Source organism: Terriglobus roseus (genome assembly GCF_900105625.1).
GTDB classification, from domain to species: Bacteria; Acidobacteriota; Terriglobia; order Terriglobales; family Acidobacteriaceae; genus Terriglobus; species Terriglobus roseus_B.
In genome coordinates this window covers 3,044,564-3,060,582 of record NZ_FNSD01000001.1, presented here as the reverse complement: position 1 = coordinate 3,060,582, position 16,019 = coordinate 3,044,564, and the positions used below count along the sequence as shown (strand labels likewise).

General features: G+C 61.5%; 12 protein-coding genes. 3 read left to right on the top strand and 9 right to left on the bottom strand.

What is annotated here, in order from left to right:
- Positions 1–49 precede the first annotated feature (49 nt).
- The gene (hisS, locus tag BLW03_RS12535; protein ID WP_074654389.1) at positions 50–1,393 is read right to left on the bottom strand and encodes a histidine--tRNA ligase; all 1,344 of its coding nucleotides are present in this window, start codon (positions 1,391–1,393) and stop codon (positions 50–52) included.
- 284 nt (positions 1,394–1,677) lie between these two features.
- Here hisS and BLW03_RS12525 point away from each other — a divergent pair, with 284 nt between their 5' ends.
- The gene (locus BLW03_RS12525) at positions 1,678–2,718 is read left to right on the top strand and encodes a histone H1-like repetitive region-containing protein (RefSeq protein WP_212733193.1); all 1,041 of its coding nucleotides are present in this window, start codon (positions 1,678–1,680) and stop codon (positions 2,716–2,718) included.
- Positions 2,719–2,816: 98 nt separating this feature from the next.
- Here the strand turns inward: BLW03_RS12525 and BLW03_RS12520 are convergent, their stop codons facing one another.
- The 5 genes from BLW03_RS12520 to BLW03_RS12500 all read right to left on the bottom strand — a co-directional run bounded on the left by BLW03_RS12520 (position 2,817) and on the right by BLW03_RS12500 (position 11,272).
- Positions 2,817–5,315, bottom strand: coding sequence for a glycoside hydrolase family 95 protein (locus tag BLW03_RS12520; protein WP_074654387.1), 2,499 nt, complete (start codon positions 5,313–5,315; stop codon positions 2,817–2,819).
- Between the two features lie 81 nt (positions 5,316–5,396).
- On the bottom strand, positions 5,397–5,957 hold the full coding sequence (locus tag BLW03_RS12515; RefSeq protein ID WP_074654386.1) for a peroxiredoxin: 561 nt from the start codon (positions 5,955–5,957) through the stop codon (positions 5,397–5,399).
- Between the two features lie 162 nt (positions 5,958–6,119).
- Positions 6,120–7,004, bottom strand: a complete 885-nt coding sequence (locus tag BLW03_RS12510; RefSeq protein WP_083350507.1) for an LpxI family protein — start codon at positions 7,002–7,004, stop codon at positions 6,120–6,122.
- A 30-nt stretch (positions 7,005–7,034) separates the two neighbouring features.
- On the bottom strand, positions 7,035–7,595 hold the full coding sequence (locus tag BLW03_RS12505) for a DUF4232 domain-containing protein (protein ID WP_074654385.1): 561 nt from the start codon (positions 7,593–7,595) through the stop codon (positions 7,035–7,037).
- A gap of 218 nt (positions 7,596–7,813) precedes the next feature.
- Positions 7,814–11,272, bottom strand: a complete 3,459-nt coding sequence (locus tag BLW03_RS12500) for a TonB-dependent receptor (RefSeq protein WP_074654384.1) — start codon at positions 11,270–11,272, stop codon at positions 7,814–7,816.
- Positions 11,273–11,526: 254 nt separating this feature from the next.
- On the opposite strand from BLW03_RS12500, the gene BLW03_RS12495 reads away from it, so the two are divergent.
- Positions 11,527–12,837, top strand: coding sequence for a hypothetical protein (locus BLW03_RS12495; protein ID WP_074654383.1), 1,311 nt, complete (start codon positions 11,527–11,529; stop codon positions 12,835–12,837).
- 157 nt (positions 12,838–12,994) lie between these two features.
- Here BLW03_RS12495 and BLW03_RS12490 read toward each other — a convergent pair whose 3' ends face one another.
- Together BLW03_RS12490 and BLW03_RS12485 are read right to left on the bottom strand one after the other, a co-directional pair.
- Positions 12,995–13,537: a hypothetical protein gene (locus BLW03_RS12490; protein ID WP_074654382.1), complete on the bottom strand. Its 543-nt coding sequence runs from the start codon at positions 13,535–13,537 to the stop codon at positions 12,995–12,997.
- Entirely contained in the window at positions 13,537–14,361 is an 825-nt protein-coding gene (locus tag BLW03_RS12485) for a hypothetical protein (protein WP_139285190.1), read from the bottom strand. Before BLW03_RS12485 ends, BLW03_RS12490 begins: the two co-directional genes overlap by 1 nt.
- A 109-nt stretch (positions 14,362–14,470) precedes the next feature.
- On the opposite strand from BLW03_RS12485, the gene BLW03_RS12480 reads away from it, so the two are divergent.
- The gene (locus BLW03_RS12480; protein WP_074654380.1) at positions 14,471–15,037 is read left to right on the top strand and encodes a sugar O-acetyltransferase; all 567 of its coding nucleotides are present in this window, start codon (positions 14,471–14,473) and stop codon (positions 15,035–15,037) included.
- A 108-nt stretch (positions 15,038–15,145) separates the two neighbouring features.
- On the opposite strand, the gene BLW03_RS12475 is transcribed toward BLW03_RS12480, so the two are convergent.
- On the bottom strand, positions 15,146–15,964 hold the full coding sequence (locus BLW03_RS12475) for an SDR family NAD(P)-dependent oxidoreductase (RefSeq protein ID WP_083350505.1): 819 nt from the start codon (positions 15,962–15,964) through the stop codon (positions 15,146–15,148).
- Between the last annotated feature and the right edge of the window lie 55 nt (positions 15,965–16,019).

The following is a 16,019-nucleotide window of genomic DNA, read 5'->3' as shown; positions in this document are numbered from 1 at the left end:
GCAACAAAGCGGGTACCCACGTCTCGCTTTCTGAGACGTGGGTTCCGGGTTACGCCTGGCCGCTCAGCGCCTGCGGCAGATCCTCAAACGCGACCTTCGCTTGATCGCCAGTCTTGAACGTCTTCACCGTCGCGGACTTCGCATTGACCTCGTCCTCGCCGAGGATCACGATGCTGCGAGCGACGCGGTCCGCAGCGTCGAAGCTCTTCTTCAGGCGGAAGGTGCCGTCGCCCACTTCGACACTCAGACCACCGGCACGGAGCGTCCGCGCAAGCGCAAGGGCGGCAGCATTCTGCGCGGGGCTAAGCGGCGCAATGTACGCGTCGATCTTTGCCATATCCGCCTCACCTTCCGCCGCAACGCGAGCTTCTTCCAGAGCCTGCAGGGTCAGAATCAAACGATCTTCACCAATGGCAAAGCCGATGCCCGGCGCCTTCGGTCCACCCAGCATCTCGCTTAGGCCGTCATAGCGGCCACCGCCCAGCAACGCATTCTGCGTGCCCAGACCAAGGTCGACCGTGAATTCAAACGTTGTGCGTGTGTAGTAATCCAGGCCACGCACCAGCCGCGGATTGACCGTGTACGGCACGCCGCACGCATCCAGAGCCGCCTTGACCTCATTGAAGTGCTGTGTCGATGCCTCGTCGAGATAGTCCGCGATCTTCGGCAGAGCGTTGATGATCTCCTGGTCGGCCTCGTCCTTACTATCCAGCACGCGCAGCGGATTCGTCTCGGCGCGCCGCTGATTGTCGGGGCACATCTGATCCTTCACCGGCAGCAATGCTTCACGTAGTGCAGCGACGTAGCGGGGACGGTCGGTCGACGAACCAACCGAGTTCAGCAACAGCCGCCAGCCCTTGTACTCATTCTCCGCACTGGCGCGTGGAATGCCGAGTTCATCCAGCAGCGTGGCCAGCATCTCCAGGATCTCCGCATCGCGCAGCGGCGATTCGCTGCCGGACGTTGCAGGTCCAATAACCTCTGCACCGATCTGGAAGAACTGGCGATAGCGGCCCTTCTGTGGCCGCTCACGACGGAACTGCGGTCCGATGTAATACAGCTTCTGCAGCTGTCCCGTGTCGCCAAGCTTGTGCTCAATGTAGGCGCGGACGACGCCGGCCGTGTTCTCGGGCCGCAGCGTCAGCGACTGCGCCTTCTCGCTCGCAGCCCGTGCGCGGTCTTCCCACGTGTACATCTCTTTACTGACGATGTCGGTCTCTTCACCGACGCCGCGTGCAAAGAGCTCGGTAGCTTCGAGGACGGGCGTGCGGATCTCACCGAAGTTGTAGCGTGCGAATACCTTGCGCGCGGTACTCTCCACGCGATTCCACAGTGCCGTCTCAGGGGGCAGCAGGTCACGCGTGCCGCGGATTGCTTTAACGATCGAAGCCATCCATCCAGTTTAGCGAATGACTCTAAGGACGTATGCGCACAGGCTTTGCAAGAGCGCTACAGTTGCGATAGAACGTTGTGCGCAGAACGCGAGCAACTACTGCGGTGCCGTAGGAAGAAGGAGCAGAACCAAAATCTGCGCACACACAAAACTTCTTCTTGCCATTGCACCATCTGCGGTGCACCATAATGCTGTGTTGCAATCGTGTGATTTCGTCTGCGATTGCGTCACGCGTCCGCTGGGTTTGTTGCATCCTACCTGCAACGGTAGCTGGAGGTTGAACCATGATGTTCGATGAAGAGTTGAAGCTGTACGCCTCACCCAAAGACGATTACGACGAGCCCGAGCTCGACACGGATGAGGACGAAGACTTCGACGACGACGAAGACGAAGAGGATGAAGTCACCACGACCTCCGACGACGATGATGACGACGTCACTCTGGACGATGAAGAAGATGACATCGACGACGAGGAAGACCGCGACGACGATACCGACGCCGAGGGCAGCGACAAGATGCTGCACAGTGAACACCACGCGGAAGAGGCCACGCTGAAGGCGCCCCCGTCCAGCCAGGTGGATCCCTATACGCCCGCAGACGAAGAGTCGATCGTTCCCGAGCAGAGTGCTACCGAGGTTCCGGTCGCGGCCACGCTGAGCAGCGTCTCCACTCCTGCAAAGAAGGCAGCACCCGCGAAGACGGTCGCGAAGAAGACTGCACCTGCAAAGGCTGTAGCGAAGAAGGCAGCGAAGAAAACTCCGCCGCCAGCAGCGAAGAAGGCCGCAAAGAAGACGCCTCCTCCGCCCGCCGCAAAGAAGGCGGCGAAGAAGACTCTACCTCCCGCGGCGAAGAAGGCTGCGAAAAAGACTCCCCCACCACCCGCGAAGAAGGCTGCAAAGAAAGTAGCCAAGAAGGCCGCGAAGAAGGTGGCTGTTAAGAAATCTGCACCCGCAAAGAAGACTGTCGCGAAGAAGACCTCCACGAAAAAAGCTGTCGTGAAGAAGTCGACCGCGAAGAAGTCCGGTGCAAAGAAGTCTGCCACGAAACCGTCGGTGACGAAACGTGGTGGCAAGGTCGTCAGCAGCAAGGCGGCAAAATCCAATCAGCGAGGCAAAACTTTGGCAACGAAGAAGGCAGCTCCTGCAAAGAAGGCTGTGGCGAAGAAGGCCGTAGCGAAGAAGGCTGTGGCCAAGAAGGCCGTAGCGAAGAAGACCGTAGCAAAGAAGACAGCAGCAAAGAAGACAGTGGCCAAGAAGGCTCCTGCGAAGAAGACCGCGGCAAAGAAGACCACCGCGAAGAAGGCAGCCAAGAAGACCGCCAAGTAATTGGTTCTTCCCTAACCCGCACCACTGAAGTCAAGGCAAGCAAAAAGGCCCGGCTCCTCATCCAAGAGGCTCCGGGCCTTTTTGCGTGCCTGCATCACTCATTGGAAGACGACCTCGTAAGTCGCTCCTGCCTTGAGCGCGACGGGATCGCCGGCTGCGGCAACTCTACGGCCCGCGGATTCAACCCGCGCAATGGTCTGGCCGACGGGCGGCAACAGGCGGAATGCTTCGTCGTGATCGGCATGGATCTTCATCCAGACGATGCGACCATCCTTCCAGCGCAGGTCCAGCGCAGCACCGCCACGCACCCGTACACCGTGCACCTCTCCCTGCATCCATTGCTTTGGCAGGGCGGGTAGCAGTTCTACCTCCGCTGCATCACTCGCCCAACGCGACTGCACAATCGCTTCAAGCATGCCGTTGGCTGCGCCGAGGTTTCCGTCGATCTGGAAGACGCCCGGCGGATGTGTATCCATCAGGTTGGGAAAGGTCGACTGACGGAACAGGACCTGCAGGCTGTCATAGGCCTGCTGGCCGTCGTGCAGGTGATACCAGTAGTTGACGACCCAGGCACGCGACCAGCCGGTCTGTCCGCCGCCGTTGGCAAGCCGCCGCTCCAAGGAAATACGTGCGGCCGCCGCCAGGTCGGGTGTATGGCTCAAAGAGATCTGCGTCCCGGGATAGAGCGCCCACAGGTGAGAGATGTGACGGTGCCCCGGCGCGTTCTCGTCATAATCGCGCTGCCATTCCTGCAACTGCCCCAGCTTGCCCACGGCGAACGACGGCAATTTTGCCCGCGCTGTCTCGACCTGCTGTAAGAATGCGGGATCCTCGCCCAGCAGGTGCCCGGTATCCAGGGTGCGCGTCAACAACTCACGGACGATCTCAACGTCCATGGTGGGTGCCATGGTCAGCGCATGCTTCGAACCGTCCGGCAGAACGTACATGTTCTCCGGTGATAGAGAAGGTCCCGTCACGAGATGCCCCGCGCCATCGTCCACAAGATAGTCCAGGAAGAAGAGAGAAGCATCGTGCAGGATGGGCCAGGCGCGCGACCGCAGGAAGTCCTTGTCGAGTGTGAAGGCATAGTGTTCCCAGGCGTGCAGCGCCAGCCATGCACCGCCCATGGGCCATACACCATACTGATAGCCGTCGATCGGTTCCGCGTCGCCCCACAGGTCGGTATTGTGATGAATCACAAAGCCACGCGCGCCGTAGTACTTCTGCGCCACCTGCGTGCCGGTACCGCTTGTGGGCGTGCGCACCATATCGACCAGGTTGATCAACGGCAGGGTCGTTTCAGAGAGACCGGCAGGTTCGGCCAGCCAGTAATTCATCTCGGTGTTCACGTTGATCGTCCACTTCGATCCCCATGGATTACTGATGCCCGCTGCCCAGATACCCTGCAGGTTGGCGGGCAGACCATCCGTTCGCGAAGAGCTGAGCAACAGGTACCGGGCGAATGCAAAGTAAAGCTGCTGAAGACGAAGGTCATCGGCGCCGCCGCTGACGCGCTTGACGCGTTCATCCGTGGGCAAAGCTTCCAACGTTGCGTCCGCGGTTCCAAGCTGCAGAGACATTCGGCGATACATGGGCTGCGAGATGGCCTCCTGTGCGGCCAGCAGGGCCGGCACCTGCTGCCTCGCGGCCTTCGCCAGGACCTCTGCGCAGAGTGTCTCAGGATCTCCCCCGGTAAACGGACCGCCCTTGAAATCCGTAGCCATGGCGATCAGAACCGTTGCGCTATCGGCGCCGGTTACCACCACCTCCGTCCCCTCGGTGCGGACGCGCCCTCCGCTGGGCAGCACAGTGGCTTCGCCGGCAAAACGAATCTGGTCGCTGTGCGTGGCTCCCTCACGAAGGACGAGCGTGTTGTCACCGCGGGTTCGTACCTGAAAGTCCGCCGGCCGATCCATGCTGGCGCGGAAGCTGATGGCTCCCTTGCGGTCAGCGGTGAGTCGAACGACGAGGACCTGTCCTGGAATGGAAGCAAAGACCTCTCGCCGGTAGTGCACACCGGCACTCGTGTAGGTCACTCGAACAACGCCGGTGTCGAGGTCAAGCTGGCGGCGGTACTCCGTGACCGCTGACTTCGCCGTGCTTCGTAAATAGAGATCGCCCAGGGTGCTGTAGCCGGGCATGCCTCGAGGCATACCGAGCAAGCTCTCCTGCGCAAGCTTCTCTGCCGCGGCGATCTTTGCGCCGTCTACACCCCTGGAATCGAGCAGAAGCTTGCGAATCTGTGGGAAGGCATCGTGCGCCTTTGGATTGAGGCGATCCTTCCGGCTTCCCTGCCACAGAGAGGACTCATTCAACTGCAGATGCTCATCGGCACCGGAGGTCTTGCTGCCATCCAGGACGTCGGCGTTCTTCGCTTCATCCTGCTGATCTCCATTGTTCACACCGCTGTTTGCACCGCCGAAGACCATGGCTCCAAGTCTGCCGTTGCCAATGGGCAACGCATGATCCCATATTGCCGCGGGCTGCCGATACCACAGCACGTCTGCGGATTCATGGGAGGTTGCCGTCTGCGCCACGCATGACGCGGTCGTCAGCAATGTGAGTGTGAAGGCTTTGCGGAAGATTGTTCGGGGCATGGACTTGATATAAGACCTCGGAAGAAGACAAAAAGGGGCACGGCATCTGCCGTACCCCTTCTCTGATTCAAAACTTCTGACTTACGACTTGGCAGCCTTGGCTTCTGCGATGGCGGCGAGAACTTCCTCACTGTGGTTCGCAACCTTCACATCCGGCCACACCTTGACGACCTTGCCCGCTGGCGAGATCAGGTAGGTGACGCGCTTCGCGGCCTTCATCGGTCCCATCGCCATCACCGGCACGCCATACTCATCCACAACCTTGTGGTCAGGATCGGCCAGCAGCTTGAAGGTGAGGTTCTCCTTGGTGCAGAAAACCTTGTGGCTTTCGGCCGTGTCCAGGCTCACGCCCAGAACGGCCGCGTTGTCCTTGTCATACATCGCCTGGTCGCGCTGGAAGTTATGCGCCTCCAGCGTGCAGCCGGCGGTCTGATCCTTCGGGTAGAAGTACAGAACGACCCACTTGCCCTTGTACTGCGACAGGCTCACCTGCTTGTCCTCCTGCGAGGGCAGTGTGAAGTTCGGCGCGGTTGCGCCCGGTTCCAGCATGGCGCCAGCGCCCGCTGCCATTGCCAAACGCGCGGTGGCACCCACTGCCAGCACCGCAACCAATACCATCGACCACAATCCTGCACGCTGCATGGTGAATCTCCCTTAGCCTCTGGCTCATTGCTTCAAGCCGTGGCAAGACGTGCAGCCGCGGCGGTGATTTTGCAATCGGTGATCAGTATGACTCAGCACAATGGGCTCGGGAAGCGCCAACCGTGGCGAATTGTAAAAACATTGTCACCCGTTAAAAACTGTTCAACGGTTTGCTACACCGCCGCTGGACGATTCACCGACAACGGCGATGCCGGCAGCGTCGGCCTCACGCAACATCGACGCTTCATCGAACAGCAGCGTGCGCCCAGCCTCTACCGCAAGACACGTGGCACCTGCGGCGGCCATCGCCCGGATGGTGGGAACGCCTACGACCGGCACGTCAAAGCGTAGATCCTGCTTCGGCTTTGCCACCTTCACCACCGTCAATGATCGCGCCAGCGTGGACGCTTCTTCCTCGACGGTCCCCATCAATGCGCCCGCACGTTCGATGGTTGCGTCCGTGCCCTCCATCGCTTCCACCGCAACGCATGCGCCCGCTGCGATGACGACCGTCTGGCCGAGGTCGAAGCCGGCGATGCCGCGCGCGACGGTGAGCCCATAGGCGATGTCATTGCGCTCGGCATCATTGGGCGTGCGCGCGGTCAACACGCCCGTGCGCGCCAGCATCGGCTCAAGATATGCGGTGGAGCTGATGAGTTCGATTCCCTCGTTGCTTAGCACTTTCGCGACCGCGCCCAGCAGCATATCCGTAGATCGAGTGCGCAAACTCAGCAGCAGTTTGGCCAGCCGCCAGTCCGGGCGGATGGCAGAAAAGATCTGCTTATGCCGGACCTGACCGGCCATTACAGCGTTCGTTACGCCCGCTTTTTGAAACGTTTCAATCAGACGGGATAATTCGCCCAGACTCATCCAGTGGACTTCCATCCCGCGGTCCGCGGCGGCGCGCATGTCCATCTCCGGATCGGTCTCTTCCTTGATGGCAGCGACGACCACATGCAGCCCCCGAGCACGCGCGGCGTCCAGCAGCAGAAACGGAAAGCGTCCGTTCCCTGCAATCAATCCCAGCTTGTCGATCGGCTTCTCCACATCAAAGACTGTATCGCGTCGGGCGTCTGCTTACGGTTGCTCCTTCGCAGCGGTCGACAGCTGCAACCACTCCTGCTCATACTCCATGGGCGAGCCAGTCTGTCCGCAGAGGTGTGCGCGAAGATCCGCAGCAACGGTACCGCCCGGCAGCGTAATGGCGGCATGGGCAGTGTCGACGCAGGTGTTCCTGTCATAGACGGGCCCCATCACCCATCGCAAAGATCCCTGCGCGGATGCTCCTGGTGCCAGGGCCACTGGCACCAGGACCGGGCCCGGATGCATGCCGGGCGGGACGTTGGCTTTCGCTGCAACCGGCTTTCCCGTGGCGTCCGTAAGAGTGATTTGTGGCCGCTTCGGCACCCGGCACGTCTTCGAGCTGGTGTTGCGGAGCACCAGCAGAGCGCCATCGTGGGACATGCCGGTGTAGTCGCCGTTGCGGCCGTCGAAACTCAGTGTCACGTCACCGGCGGAACAGTCCACCGTCGCCGCGGGAGACGGCTGCGCTTCCGCCCGTTTCGCGGTGCGGGCGGCGTTTGTGGAACCTGCACTACATCCCACCAGCGGCGCCAGCAGTGCCACCGTCGAGAGCATCACGATCGAGCAAACGTTCCTCATCACCCCTTGGATGCGGACACCCCACGTCACGTACTCGAGAGGTGGGTGCGATCTCCTGCGCACGGATCTCATGCAGAAGAGCAGGGATGCAGGACACCTGGGATCGTTGTCGCTTGCAAAAAAGCTGCCGGACAGCATTTCCGCTGTCCGGCAGGAGGCCAGTGACACAACTTATTCGTGGTGCAGTGAAGTCGTTAGAAGTTGAGTTTGAGTGCGAACTGGAAGAGCCGCGGCGTGTAGTTGGAGTCCGCATCGGTAACGGTACCGAAGGCGGAGTTGCCAAGCTGCACGTTGCCGCTGCCCTGCGTCAGCTGGTAGCTGGGCGTATTGGAGATGTTGAAGCTTTCCGCGCGGAACTGCACCTTGGTACGCTCCGTGACTCGGAAGTCCTTGAACAGTGACAGATCCACGTGACGGAAGTGCGGTCCGAAGACATTGTTCCGTTGCGTGGTGCCAATGGTGCCAAGCGGCTGCGGAACGAACGCCGCCGTGTTGAAGTACCGGCTGTTGGTGGGACTCCCCAGACCGGGCGATGCGATCTGGTTGGGACGATCAGTACCGCCGTTGTTGATCGGAGTGGCGCGGTTGTTATACCCGGAATCCCCTGGCAGCGAAGCGGAGCTGCTGTTCAGGATGGAGACCGGCTTGCCGCCCTGCCACACGGTGATGGTGTTGACCTGCCAGCCGCCCAGCGCGAACGTCTCGAACGCGTTGCTGAAGTGGTGGCCTTCCAGGATGGCGTAGTTGAGCGACAGGGCGAAGCGGTTCTTGATGTCGTTCTCCGCCAAGCCGTAGTCGATCAGGCGAATCCGGGTCGGATCCGCGTTATAGGCACCCTGCGCACCCTCCTGACTGAAGCCGGTCACGTCGTTTGCCGCGCGGCCCCAGGTGTAGTTGCCGTCGAACGACAGGCCATGAACGAACCGCCGTTGGAAGGAAACCTGCAAAGCGCTGTAGTTGGAGACGCCTTCGCTGATGATCCAGCTAACGCCGCCCAGATTCGGCAGAATCGTGCTGAGCGGACGAGCCGAGGATGCACCGCCATTGACGGAGTTACCCGGCTTCGGCACGTTGATGTCGCTGATGGTCTGTGGCAGGTGCTGGCCGATGTTGCCCACATAACCGACCGTCAGGACGTTCGCCCCGAATTGCTGCTGCACCTGCAGGTTGAACTGCTGGATCATCGCCGAACGGAAGTTCGGGCTCTCCGCTGTAAACGAGAGTGCCGGACTGTTGATGGTCTGTGCTGCCGGCAGCGGCAGGCCCGCGTCGAAGGTCGGGACGGCACCGGCGACCGTGGCGCAATCCGGGTTGGAAGCGCTTGCCGCCACGCCCTGCTGCCTCTGGATCTGGTAGCCGACGCTGGAGACGCAGTTGGGCGAGTAGACCGAGACAAAAGGCGCATTCTTCAGATCGGCATTGGAGGTGTAGTTGCCAGGGAAGAAGCTGAGGCCGTAGCCTCCGCGCAAAACCGTTCTTGCGTTAGGTGAGTAGGAAAAGCCGATTCTCGGCGCAAAGTTACTGTGATCGACACCAATGCCCGCGTGGCCATCGACACCGTTCACCCCGGGAATCTTCAAAGCCTGGCCGACTGTCGCCGAGGTCAGCGTCAGCGCCTGGTTAAAGTCAAAGTTTGAGATGTGACCGTGCGCTTCCGTGAACGGTGTGAACAGGTCATACCGCACACCGTACAGTACCGTCAGATTCGGCATCGCCTTCCAGCTGTCCTGGATGAAGAAGCTCGGCTCGTACGTGCGGTAGTCCGGCGTGTTCAGGTTATAGTTGCGGCCTTCGGAGGAGAAGGCGCCAACCAGCGAGCTGGCCAGCTGGTTATCCTGCTGCTTCTTCTGGCGGGCGTTGGCATCCGGAATCTGTGTGGAAGACACGTTATCCGAGATCAGGTTGAAGCCATACTGGCCACCCGGGAACGCGCTCTGCAGGTTGCGTGCCTGTCGCCGGATGTAGCTGGCGCCAAACTTCAGGTTGTGATTGCCCTTGGTCCAGTTCACGATGGCCGCATACTGGAAGGTGCTGTCGATGTCCTGCAGCGGAACGTAAGCACCGTCGCCGATATCTGCGAAGGGGCCGAAGGAGATCGGCGGCAGAACGTTGCTGGTGGCGTTGAAGTTCATGTTGGGGCCAAAGCCCACCTGCGTCGCTGCGTTCTTGCCATAGTTCAGCGGTAGCGACAGGTTGTTGATGCGGGTATAGCCAGCCTTCAGGTCCACCAGCAGGTTCTGGCTGAAGATGTGGGTGTAGTCGAAGGCATACTGCTGCGCCGCATCGCTCGCCGGTCCCGCGAAGATGTAACGCCCGCCCGAGATGTCCAGGCCGTTCCGGGTGCCAAGTGCCGGTGGAATCGTGCTGTCCACCTTGTTGTAGGTGTACCGGCCGAAGAAGAGGTTGTTGGCGTTGAAGTGGTGGTCGATGCGCACATCGAACAGGTTGCTGGTCGCGGTCTTGCTGGGGCTGACGATGTAGTTGTTCGTCAGCCCCGGCTCGTTCGGTGCCGGGAAGAGCTTCAGGTAGTTGAGAGCAATCGGGTCGATGGGACGACCCGCAGTGCCCGCGCCCGCCGCCACCAGTGCCTGCGGCGAACCTCCGCCGATGCTGTTGATGTTGTTGTACTCGTCGATGGTCGGGACGGTGCTCTTATAGGTGACACCAATGACCTGCCGCAGGCCTTCGTAGTCTCCGAAGAAAAACGTCTTGTCCTTGAAGATGGGTCCGCCGATGCTGCCGCCGAACTGATTCTGCCGCAGTTCGGGCTTCGCTCCCGTGTTTTGGGAGAAGGTGCGGGCGTCGAAGATGTCGTTGCGGAAGTACTCGTACACGCTGCCGTGGAACTGATTGCCGCCGCTCTTCGTCACGATGTTAATGACACCGCCGGCGGTGCGACCGGCCTCCGGAGCGTAGCTGTTGGTCTGGACGCTGATCTCCTGCATGCCCTCCACGTTCGGGCGGACACCGCTGGTGCCGATGACGCGCTCATTGTTGTCGAAGCCGTCGATGGTGAAGTTGTTCAGCGTGTCGTCCTGGCCGTTTACAGAGATCGAGGAGGACTGACGGCGGTCATCCGGACGTCCGCCAGAGGTAAGTCCGTTGCCGGGCCCTTCGTTCGCGCCGGGGACGAGCTGGACGAGCTGGACGTAGTTGCGGCCGTTCAGCGGCAGATCCTGCACGGCCTGTGCCGTCACCGTGGAGCTGACCGTAGCATTCTCAGACTGCAGAAGAGGCGTCTGGGCCTCGACGCTGATCGTCTCCGACACGTTGCCGAGCTCGAGCCTGGTGTCGTTGCGGGCGCGGTCGCCTGCTTCCACGGCAAGATCGCCGGTCTTGGTCACCTTGAATCCAGATGCCGTCACCGTGATGCTGTAGTGTCCCGGCTTCAGGTTACTGACGACATACTCGCCGCTGGCGCCTGACGTGATGGTTCGGGTTTCGTTGGTGGCAAGGTTCTTGACCTCCACCTGGGCATTCGGGACGGTTGCCCCCGAGGCGTCCGTGACGGTACCGATGATGTCTGCCGTCGTCAGCTGTGCGTGTGCCATGTTGGCCCCGCCCAGCACCATAAGAGTTACCGCTGCACAGGCGATGCTGTGTGCTGCGCGCGTCTGGCCACTCCGAAAGATAGTGCAATATCGATTATTCATAAGGATCCCTGCCGTTCTGGCTGTCTGTGAATACCCCGTTTCGCGTGGCGCATTCGCCGCGGAATTCCGGGTCGTTCCAATGACGAGCGGACTCTACGCACCATGGAAAAGAGCTGTTCAGGTCCAACGGGTATGGACGGAGAGGTAAAACGGGAATTTGGCCGAAAAATGCAGAGGTAAAGAGCAGGTAAAGAAGTTGTCAATCGCTCCGATTCGGGCCTATCCTCGCTCACGACCTTTCGAAGCGGAAATACATGTTGCCTACAGCCCACGATCCAAATACACCCTCGCCTGCACCAGCGGAAGAAAGGGAGAGGGTGCGCGCGCAGATGGAAAAGCTGCTGCACTCGACTCACTTTCGGAATAGCCGGCGGTATCCCACCCTGCTGCGATACATCGTGGAAGAGACCCTGGAAGGTCGCGGACCGCACCTGAAGGAACGAACCCTGGGCGTGGAGGTCTTTGGGCGCGCGCTGGACTACGACACGGCATCCGATCCCATCGTCCGCGTGACGGTGGCGGAGATCCGCAAACGGATCGCGCAGTACTACCACGAGGAGGCGCACGCCTCCGAGTTGCGCATCGAACTCACGCCGGGGTCTTACATCCCGGAGTTTCTGCCCGGCCGCGAGACGGAAGAGGCCTCAAAGCATGAGTTGCGGTCCGAGGAACGCATCGCCGAGCCCGCTCCGTGGCCAGTCGCCGTCAGCACCGCGGAGCCAATCGCACCTGCGGCTCGCCGCAAGACACCACGGCTCGTACTCTTCAGCCTGCTGGCGGCCCTGGTTCTCTGTCTGGGCGGCGTGGCGGCGTGGCGTCTCTCTCGTCCGTCCCCGCTCGACGTTCTATGGCAACCGGTCTTCGCTGCCAGCGGCCCCGTCACCTTCTGCCTGCCGATGAGCGTCAAGAAGAACGGCCCGGGTAACGCCAATACGACGGAAGAGGCGATCGCCCACGCGCTGGACCTTGCGGACAAACAACTGCCCGCCTCCGGAACCTTCTTCGATCACCAGTTGCTGGGCGAGAATGTCGTCTATTCCGACGTGCTGGCCATGATGAAACTCGAGTCCGTGGTGGAGCGCCAGCACCGGCCCGTGCGTGTCCGGCTGAACCTGGGCACGAACCTGAACGACCTGCGGGAAGGCCCCGTCATCTTCCTGGGTGGCTTGAGTAACCAGTGGACGCTGCAACTGCTGGAGCCCCTGCGCTACCGATTTGCGGGTAGCGACGCTGCTGCGTATTACATTCGGGATGCGAAGTCGCCGGAATCACGGCAGTGGTCCATCCGCCTGCGCGATAAGATGACCACCGTGAATCGCGACTACGCGCTGGTTGCCCGCGTCCACAGCGACGCGCTGGGGCAGGTTGTCATGATCGCCGCGGGCATTGGTATGAGCGGCACGGCGGCTGCCGGTGAATTCCTTGCATCGCCCGACAGCATGCGCGAGTTGCAACGGCAGTTGGGTCCCGCGGCTCGTGACCGGGACTTTGAGGCAGTGCTGCAGACGGACGTGGTGGACGGCATCGCCGGCGCGGCGAAGATCGTAGCGCTCGATGTCCGGTAAACGCAATGAAGCATTCCTGCGGTGCAAGAGCGGGTATCGCTCGACGCGCGAGCTTACAACTCCGTCGAACCGTAGGATCTTCTATGTCGTGACCTCGGGTGGGCTTCCCGGTCTGTGGTCTTGACCCGATTTGGAGGTCCACACAGTTCCTGGCTGGCTAACGGTCCTTCTTCAGGAGAATGTGCCTGCTCGTCAGCTTTGTTCGCGGAAACACATAGTCCGCGCTGGCCAGCGCACGTGCTTCTTCGGGCGTGACGACCGGCGGTGTGTATGTGGCGCACAGGTCGTAGGTGCCCGCGCCATGGTTCTGATAGCGCATGCGGCCGGGGCTTGCCACGCGTTCCAGGTAGCCTCCGGGCCGCAGCAACACCCAGGACCTGGCGCGCTTCAGAATATCCTGCGAGTACGGTCGGTCCGCCGTGCAGCCGGGTCCGAATCCATCGTCCAGGCCAGGCACCGTGGGCGTGTACTTCTCCACCAGCAGCACCGTTCCGTCCAACGCGCTGGCACAGCCGAGCGCAGGTTCAGGCAGACGGATGTCTTCTTGCCCGATGTTACGAAGGATGATGTGGAAGGTGGTCGGCACGCCGCGCACAACATCCCGCGCCTCCAGATTCAGTTCGAGTTTCGGTCCCGGCTTCTGCGCGCAGACAAGCACGGGTGACAGCAAGGCAGTGGCGATCAGGGCGTTCCGCCGCATTAATACTTGTGCTTCCCGATGGGCGCGGTCGGAGTGAAGAGTGCCGGGTCTACCGGTTTGTATTGCATCTCCTCGACAAAGCGCTGCGCGACCATGTCGCCGTTGAAATAACGCGTGGTGACGATGGGCGTGGGGATGCCATCCACATCGTGAAAATCGCTGTACTCCTCAACGTCCTCGTCGAAGTCCTTATAGGTGGTGTTGCGGAACTTGAAGATGCGGCGCATGGGCAGGTGTGTGCTCATCTCCATGTCGACCTCGACAGAGTTATTGTCCTTGTCGATCAGTGTCACCTGCTCCACCTGCCGTCTCGCGACGACCGCCGTCCCACCGTAGATCAGCAGCGTTGCCGGGTCTTTCAGCCACACATTGGCGATGGTATCGAGGGAGTAGTGGATGCGGCGGAAGTAGTCTTCCTGCAACTCCTTCGGCAGGGGCTTGCGGCCCTTATAGGTGATCTCGACACCTTCGGTGGTGGTCCACAATTGCACAACATCGCGCTTCTTCGACAGCTCAATGCGGTCCTCCCATTTGCCGTCGGGAAGAGCGTGGTGGAACTGGAGGAAGTCGCCAACTGCAGTGGGCGCGTTCTTGTAGAAGGACGAGGTATGTCCCTTCAGGACATAGTCGCCACGGTTCAGCCAGCGCGCTCCGCCCAGCGCGTTGTACATGCTGTTCAGCGCGGCGCGCGCTTTGACCTGGTCGTTCTCCTCACCGGGTTTCGGCTGGGTCACGACGATGTTTTCTTCACGCTTGGGCGTCTGCGGCTGTTGCCCGTGCACCACGGGCGCGGACAGCACTGCGACGAGCAGAACGGTCTTCATGGAACGAAATCGAGTCGGCAATCGAACCTCAGTGTCACGCTGTTGGACGCAAATCCCAATCCGAGGGTACATGCCTCCGCAGAACAGATGCGCCGCATCAGACTGGTGCATGTTCGAACCAAGGCCTTCCGCCGCAACTGAGAAGCAGAAGATGATGGCAGGCGACCTGTACCTGGCGAACGACGCCGAGTTAATGGCCGATCGCTGCTGGTGCCAGACCCAACTACTGCGCCTGAACGCTACGGACCACACCGCTGAGCGCGTGGCACTGCTGCGTATCCTGTTCGGCAGCTTCGGCGCCGAGTCAGAGGTTCGCAGCGGCTTTGCCTGTGACTACGGCTACAACATCCACATGGGCAGAGGCGTCTTCCTGAACTTCAACTGCGTCCTGCTGGACGTGATGCCCATCCACATCGGCGACGGCACCCAGATTGGCCCGGCCGTTCAGATCTACGCAGCCGACCACCCGAGGGACCAGGCCGTCCGGCTCAGCGGACTGGAGTGCGGCAAGCCTGTGACGGTCGGCCGCAACTGCTGGATCGGCGGCGGAGCAATCCTGCTGCCGGGTATTACCGTGGGCGACAACGCAATCATCGGCGCAGGCTCAGTCGTGACGCATGACGTGCCTGCAGGGGCGACCGTCGCGGGCAATCCTGCACGAATCCTGCGCCGCTAAAATCACCGTCGCCATTCTGTTCGTGGCTCCGCTTTGGTCGGGTGACGACCGACCGGGTGCCCGATAGATGAGGCACCCGGTCCACCGTCCTGCTGCGCGACAGAGACCTTACCCCACCAGCACCGCACCGCCGTTGACGTTGAAGATCTCCCCGGAGACAAACCCGGCCCAGGGCGTGCACAGGAAGAGGATCGGCCCGGCGATTTCATCCGGCGTGGCGACACGGCCCAGGGGGATGGCCCCGAAGACCTTCCCCGCCGTCGCCGGGTCGTCGAGCGTTGCCCCGGACATCTCGGTCCGCACCCAGCCCGGCGCGACGCAGTTGACGTAAATCCCTTCGCCCGCAAGCTCCGTCGAAAGGCCCTTGGTCATGCTGATCAGCGCTCCTTTGCTTGCGGCATAGTCGGCATGGAAGGCCTCGCCGCGCTGCCCTGCGGTGGAGCTCACCAGGACGATGTGCCCCCTCGACTGCCCCGGCGAGACCGTCTGCCGCTGCATCTGAGCCACCGCCGCCCTCACCAGCCCGAAGACGCTGTCCAGATTCACCGAGAGCGTGCCGCGCCACTGGGTATCTGTCATGCTGCCGACGGGTGCGTCATGCGGAGGCCAGATGCCGTGATTTGCAATCATGCAGTCCAGCCGCCCGAAATGCTCGGCCGCAGCGGCCACCAGGGCGTCGCCGTCCCCTGCCGATGCCAGCTCCTGCCGGATGGCGTAGCACACCGACGGCCCGCCCATCTCCGCCTGCAGGGCCAGCGCCTGCTCCTCTGCCACGCGATAGCTGAACGCTACACGCGCACCCGCCTGCCGAAACAGCCGCACCGTTGCGGCACCAATGCCGCGCGATCCACCCGTCACAAGGGCGACCCGCCCTGTCAGCGAAAGCACCACACCCGGCGCCTTGTCCTGAATATTCATACCGTCCATGATGCAACGAATGCCGCGACCATGACCTGCCGGCGATGGCGACCCGCCGTTTGCT

Coding starts and splice junctions, on each gene's coding strand:
- BLW03_RS12500 (WP_074654384.1), bottom strand. CDS start 11,272: ATGAATAATCGATATTGCACTATCTTTCGGAGTGGCCAGACGCGCGCA.
- BLW03_RS12495 (WP_074654383.1), top strand. CDS start 11,527: ATGTTGCCTACAGCCCACGATCCAAATACACCCTCGCCTGCACCAGCG.
- BLW03_RS12480 (WP_074654380.1), top strand. CDS start 14,471: ATGTTCGAACCAAGGCCTTCCGCCGCAACTGAGAAGCAGAAGATGATG.
- BLW03_RS12515 (WP_074654386.1), bottom strand. CDS start 5,957: ATGCAGCGTGCAGGATTGTGGTCGATGGTATTGGTTGCGGTGCTGGCA.
- BLW03_RS12520 (WP_074654387.1), bottom strand. CDS start 5,315: ATGCCCCGAACAATCTTCCGCAAAGCCTTCACACTCACATTGCTGACG.
- BLW03_RS12525 (WP_212733193.1), top strand. CDS start 1,678: ATGATGTTCGATGAAGAGTTGAAGCTGTACGCCTCACCCAAAGACGAT.
- hisS (WP_074654389.1), bottom strand. CDS start 1,393: ATGGCTTCGATCGTTAAAGCAATCCGCGGCACGCGTGACCTGCTGCCC.
- BLW03_RS12485 (WP_139285190.1), bottom strand. CDS start 14,361: ATGAAGACCGTTCTGCTCGTCGCAGTGCTGTCCGCGCCCGTGGTGCAC.
- BLW03_RS12490 (WP_074654382.1), bottom strand. CDS start 13,537: ATGCGGCGGAACGCCCTGATCGCCACTGCCTTGCTGTCACCCGTGCTT.
- BLW03_RS12475 (WP_083350505.1), bottom strand. CDS start 15,964: ATGGACGGTATGAATATTCAGGACAAGGCGCCGGGTGTGGTGCTTTCG.
- BLW03_RS12505 (WP_074654385.1), bottom strand. CDS start 7,595: ATGCTCTCGACGGTGGCACTGCTGGCGCCGCTGGTGGGATGTAGTGCA.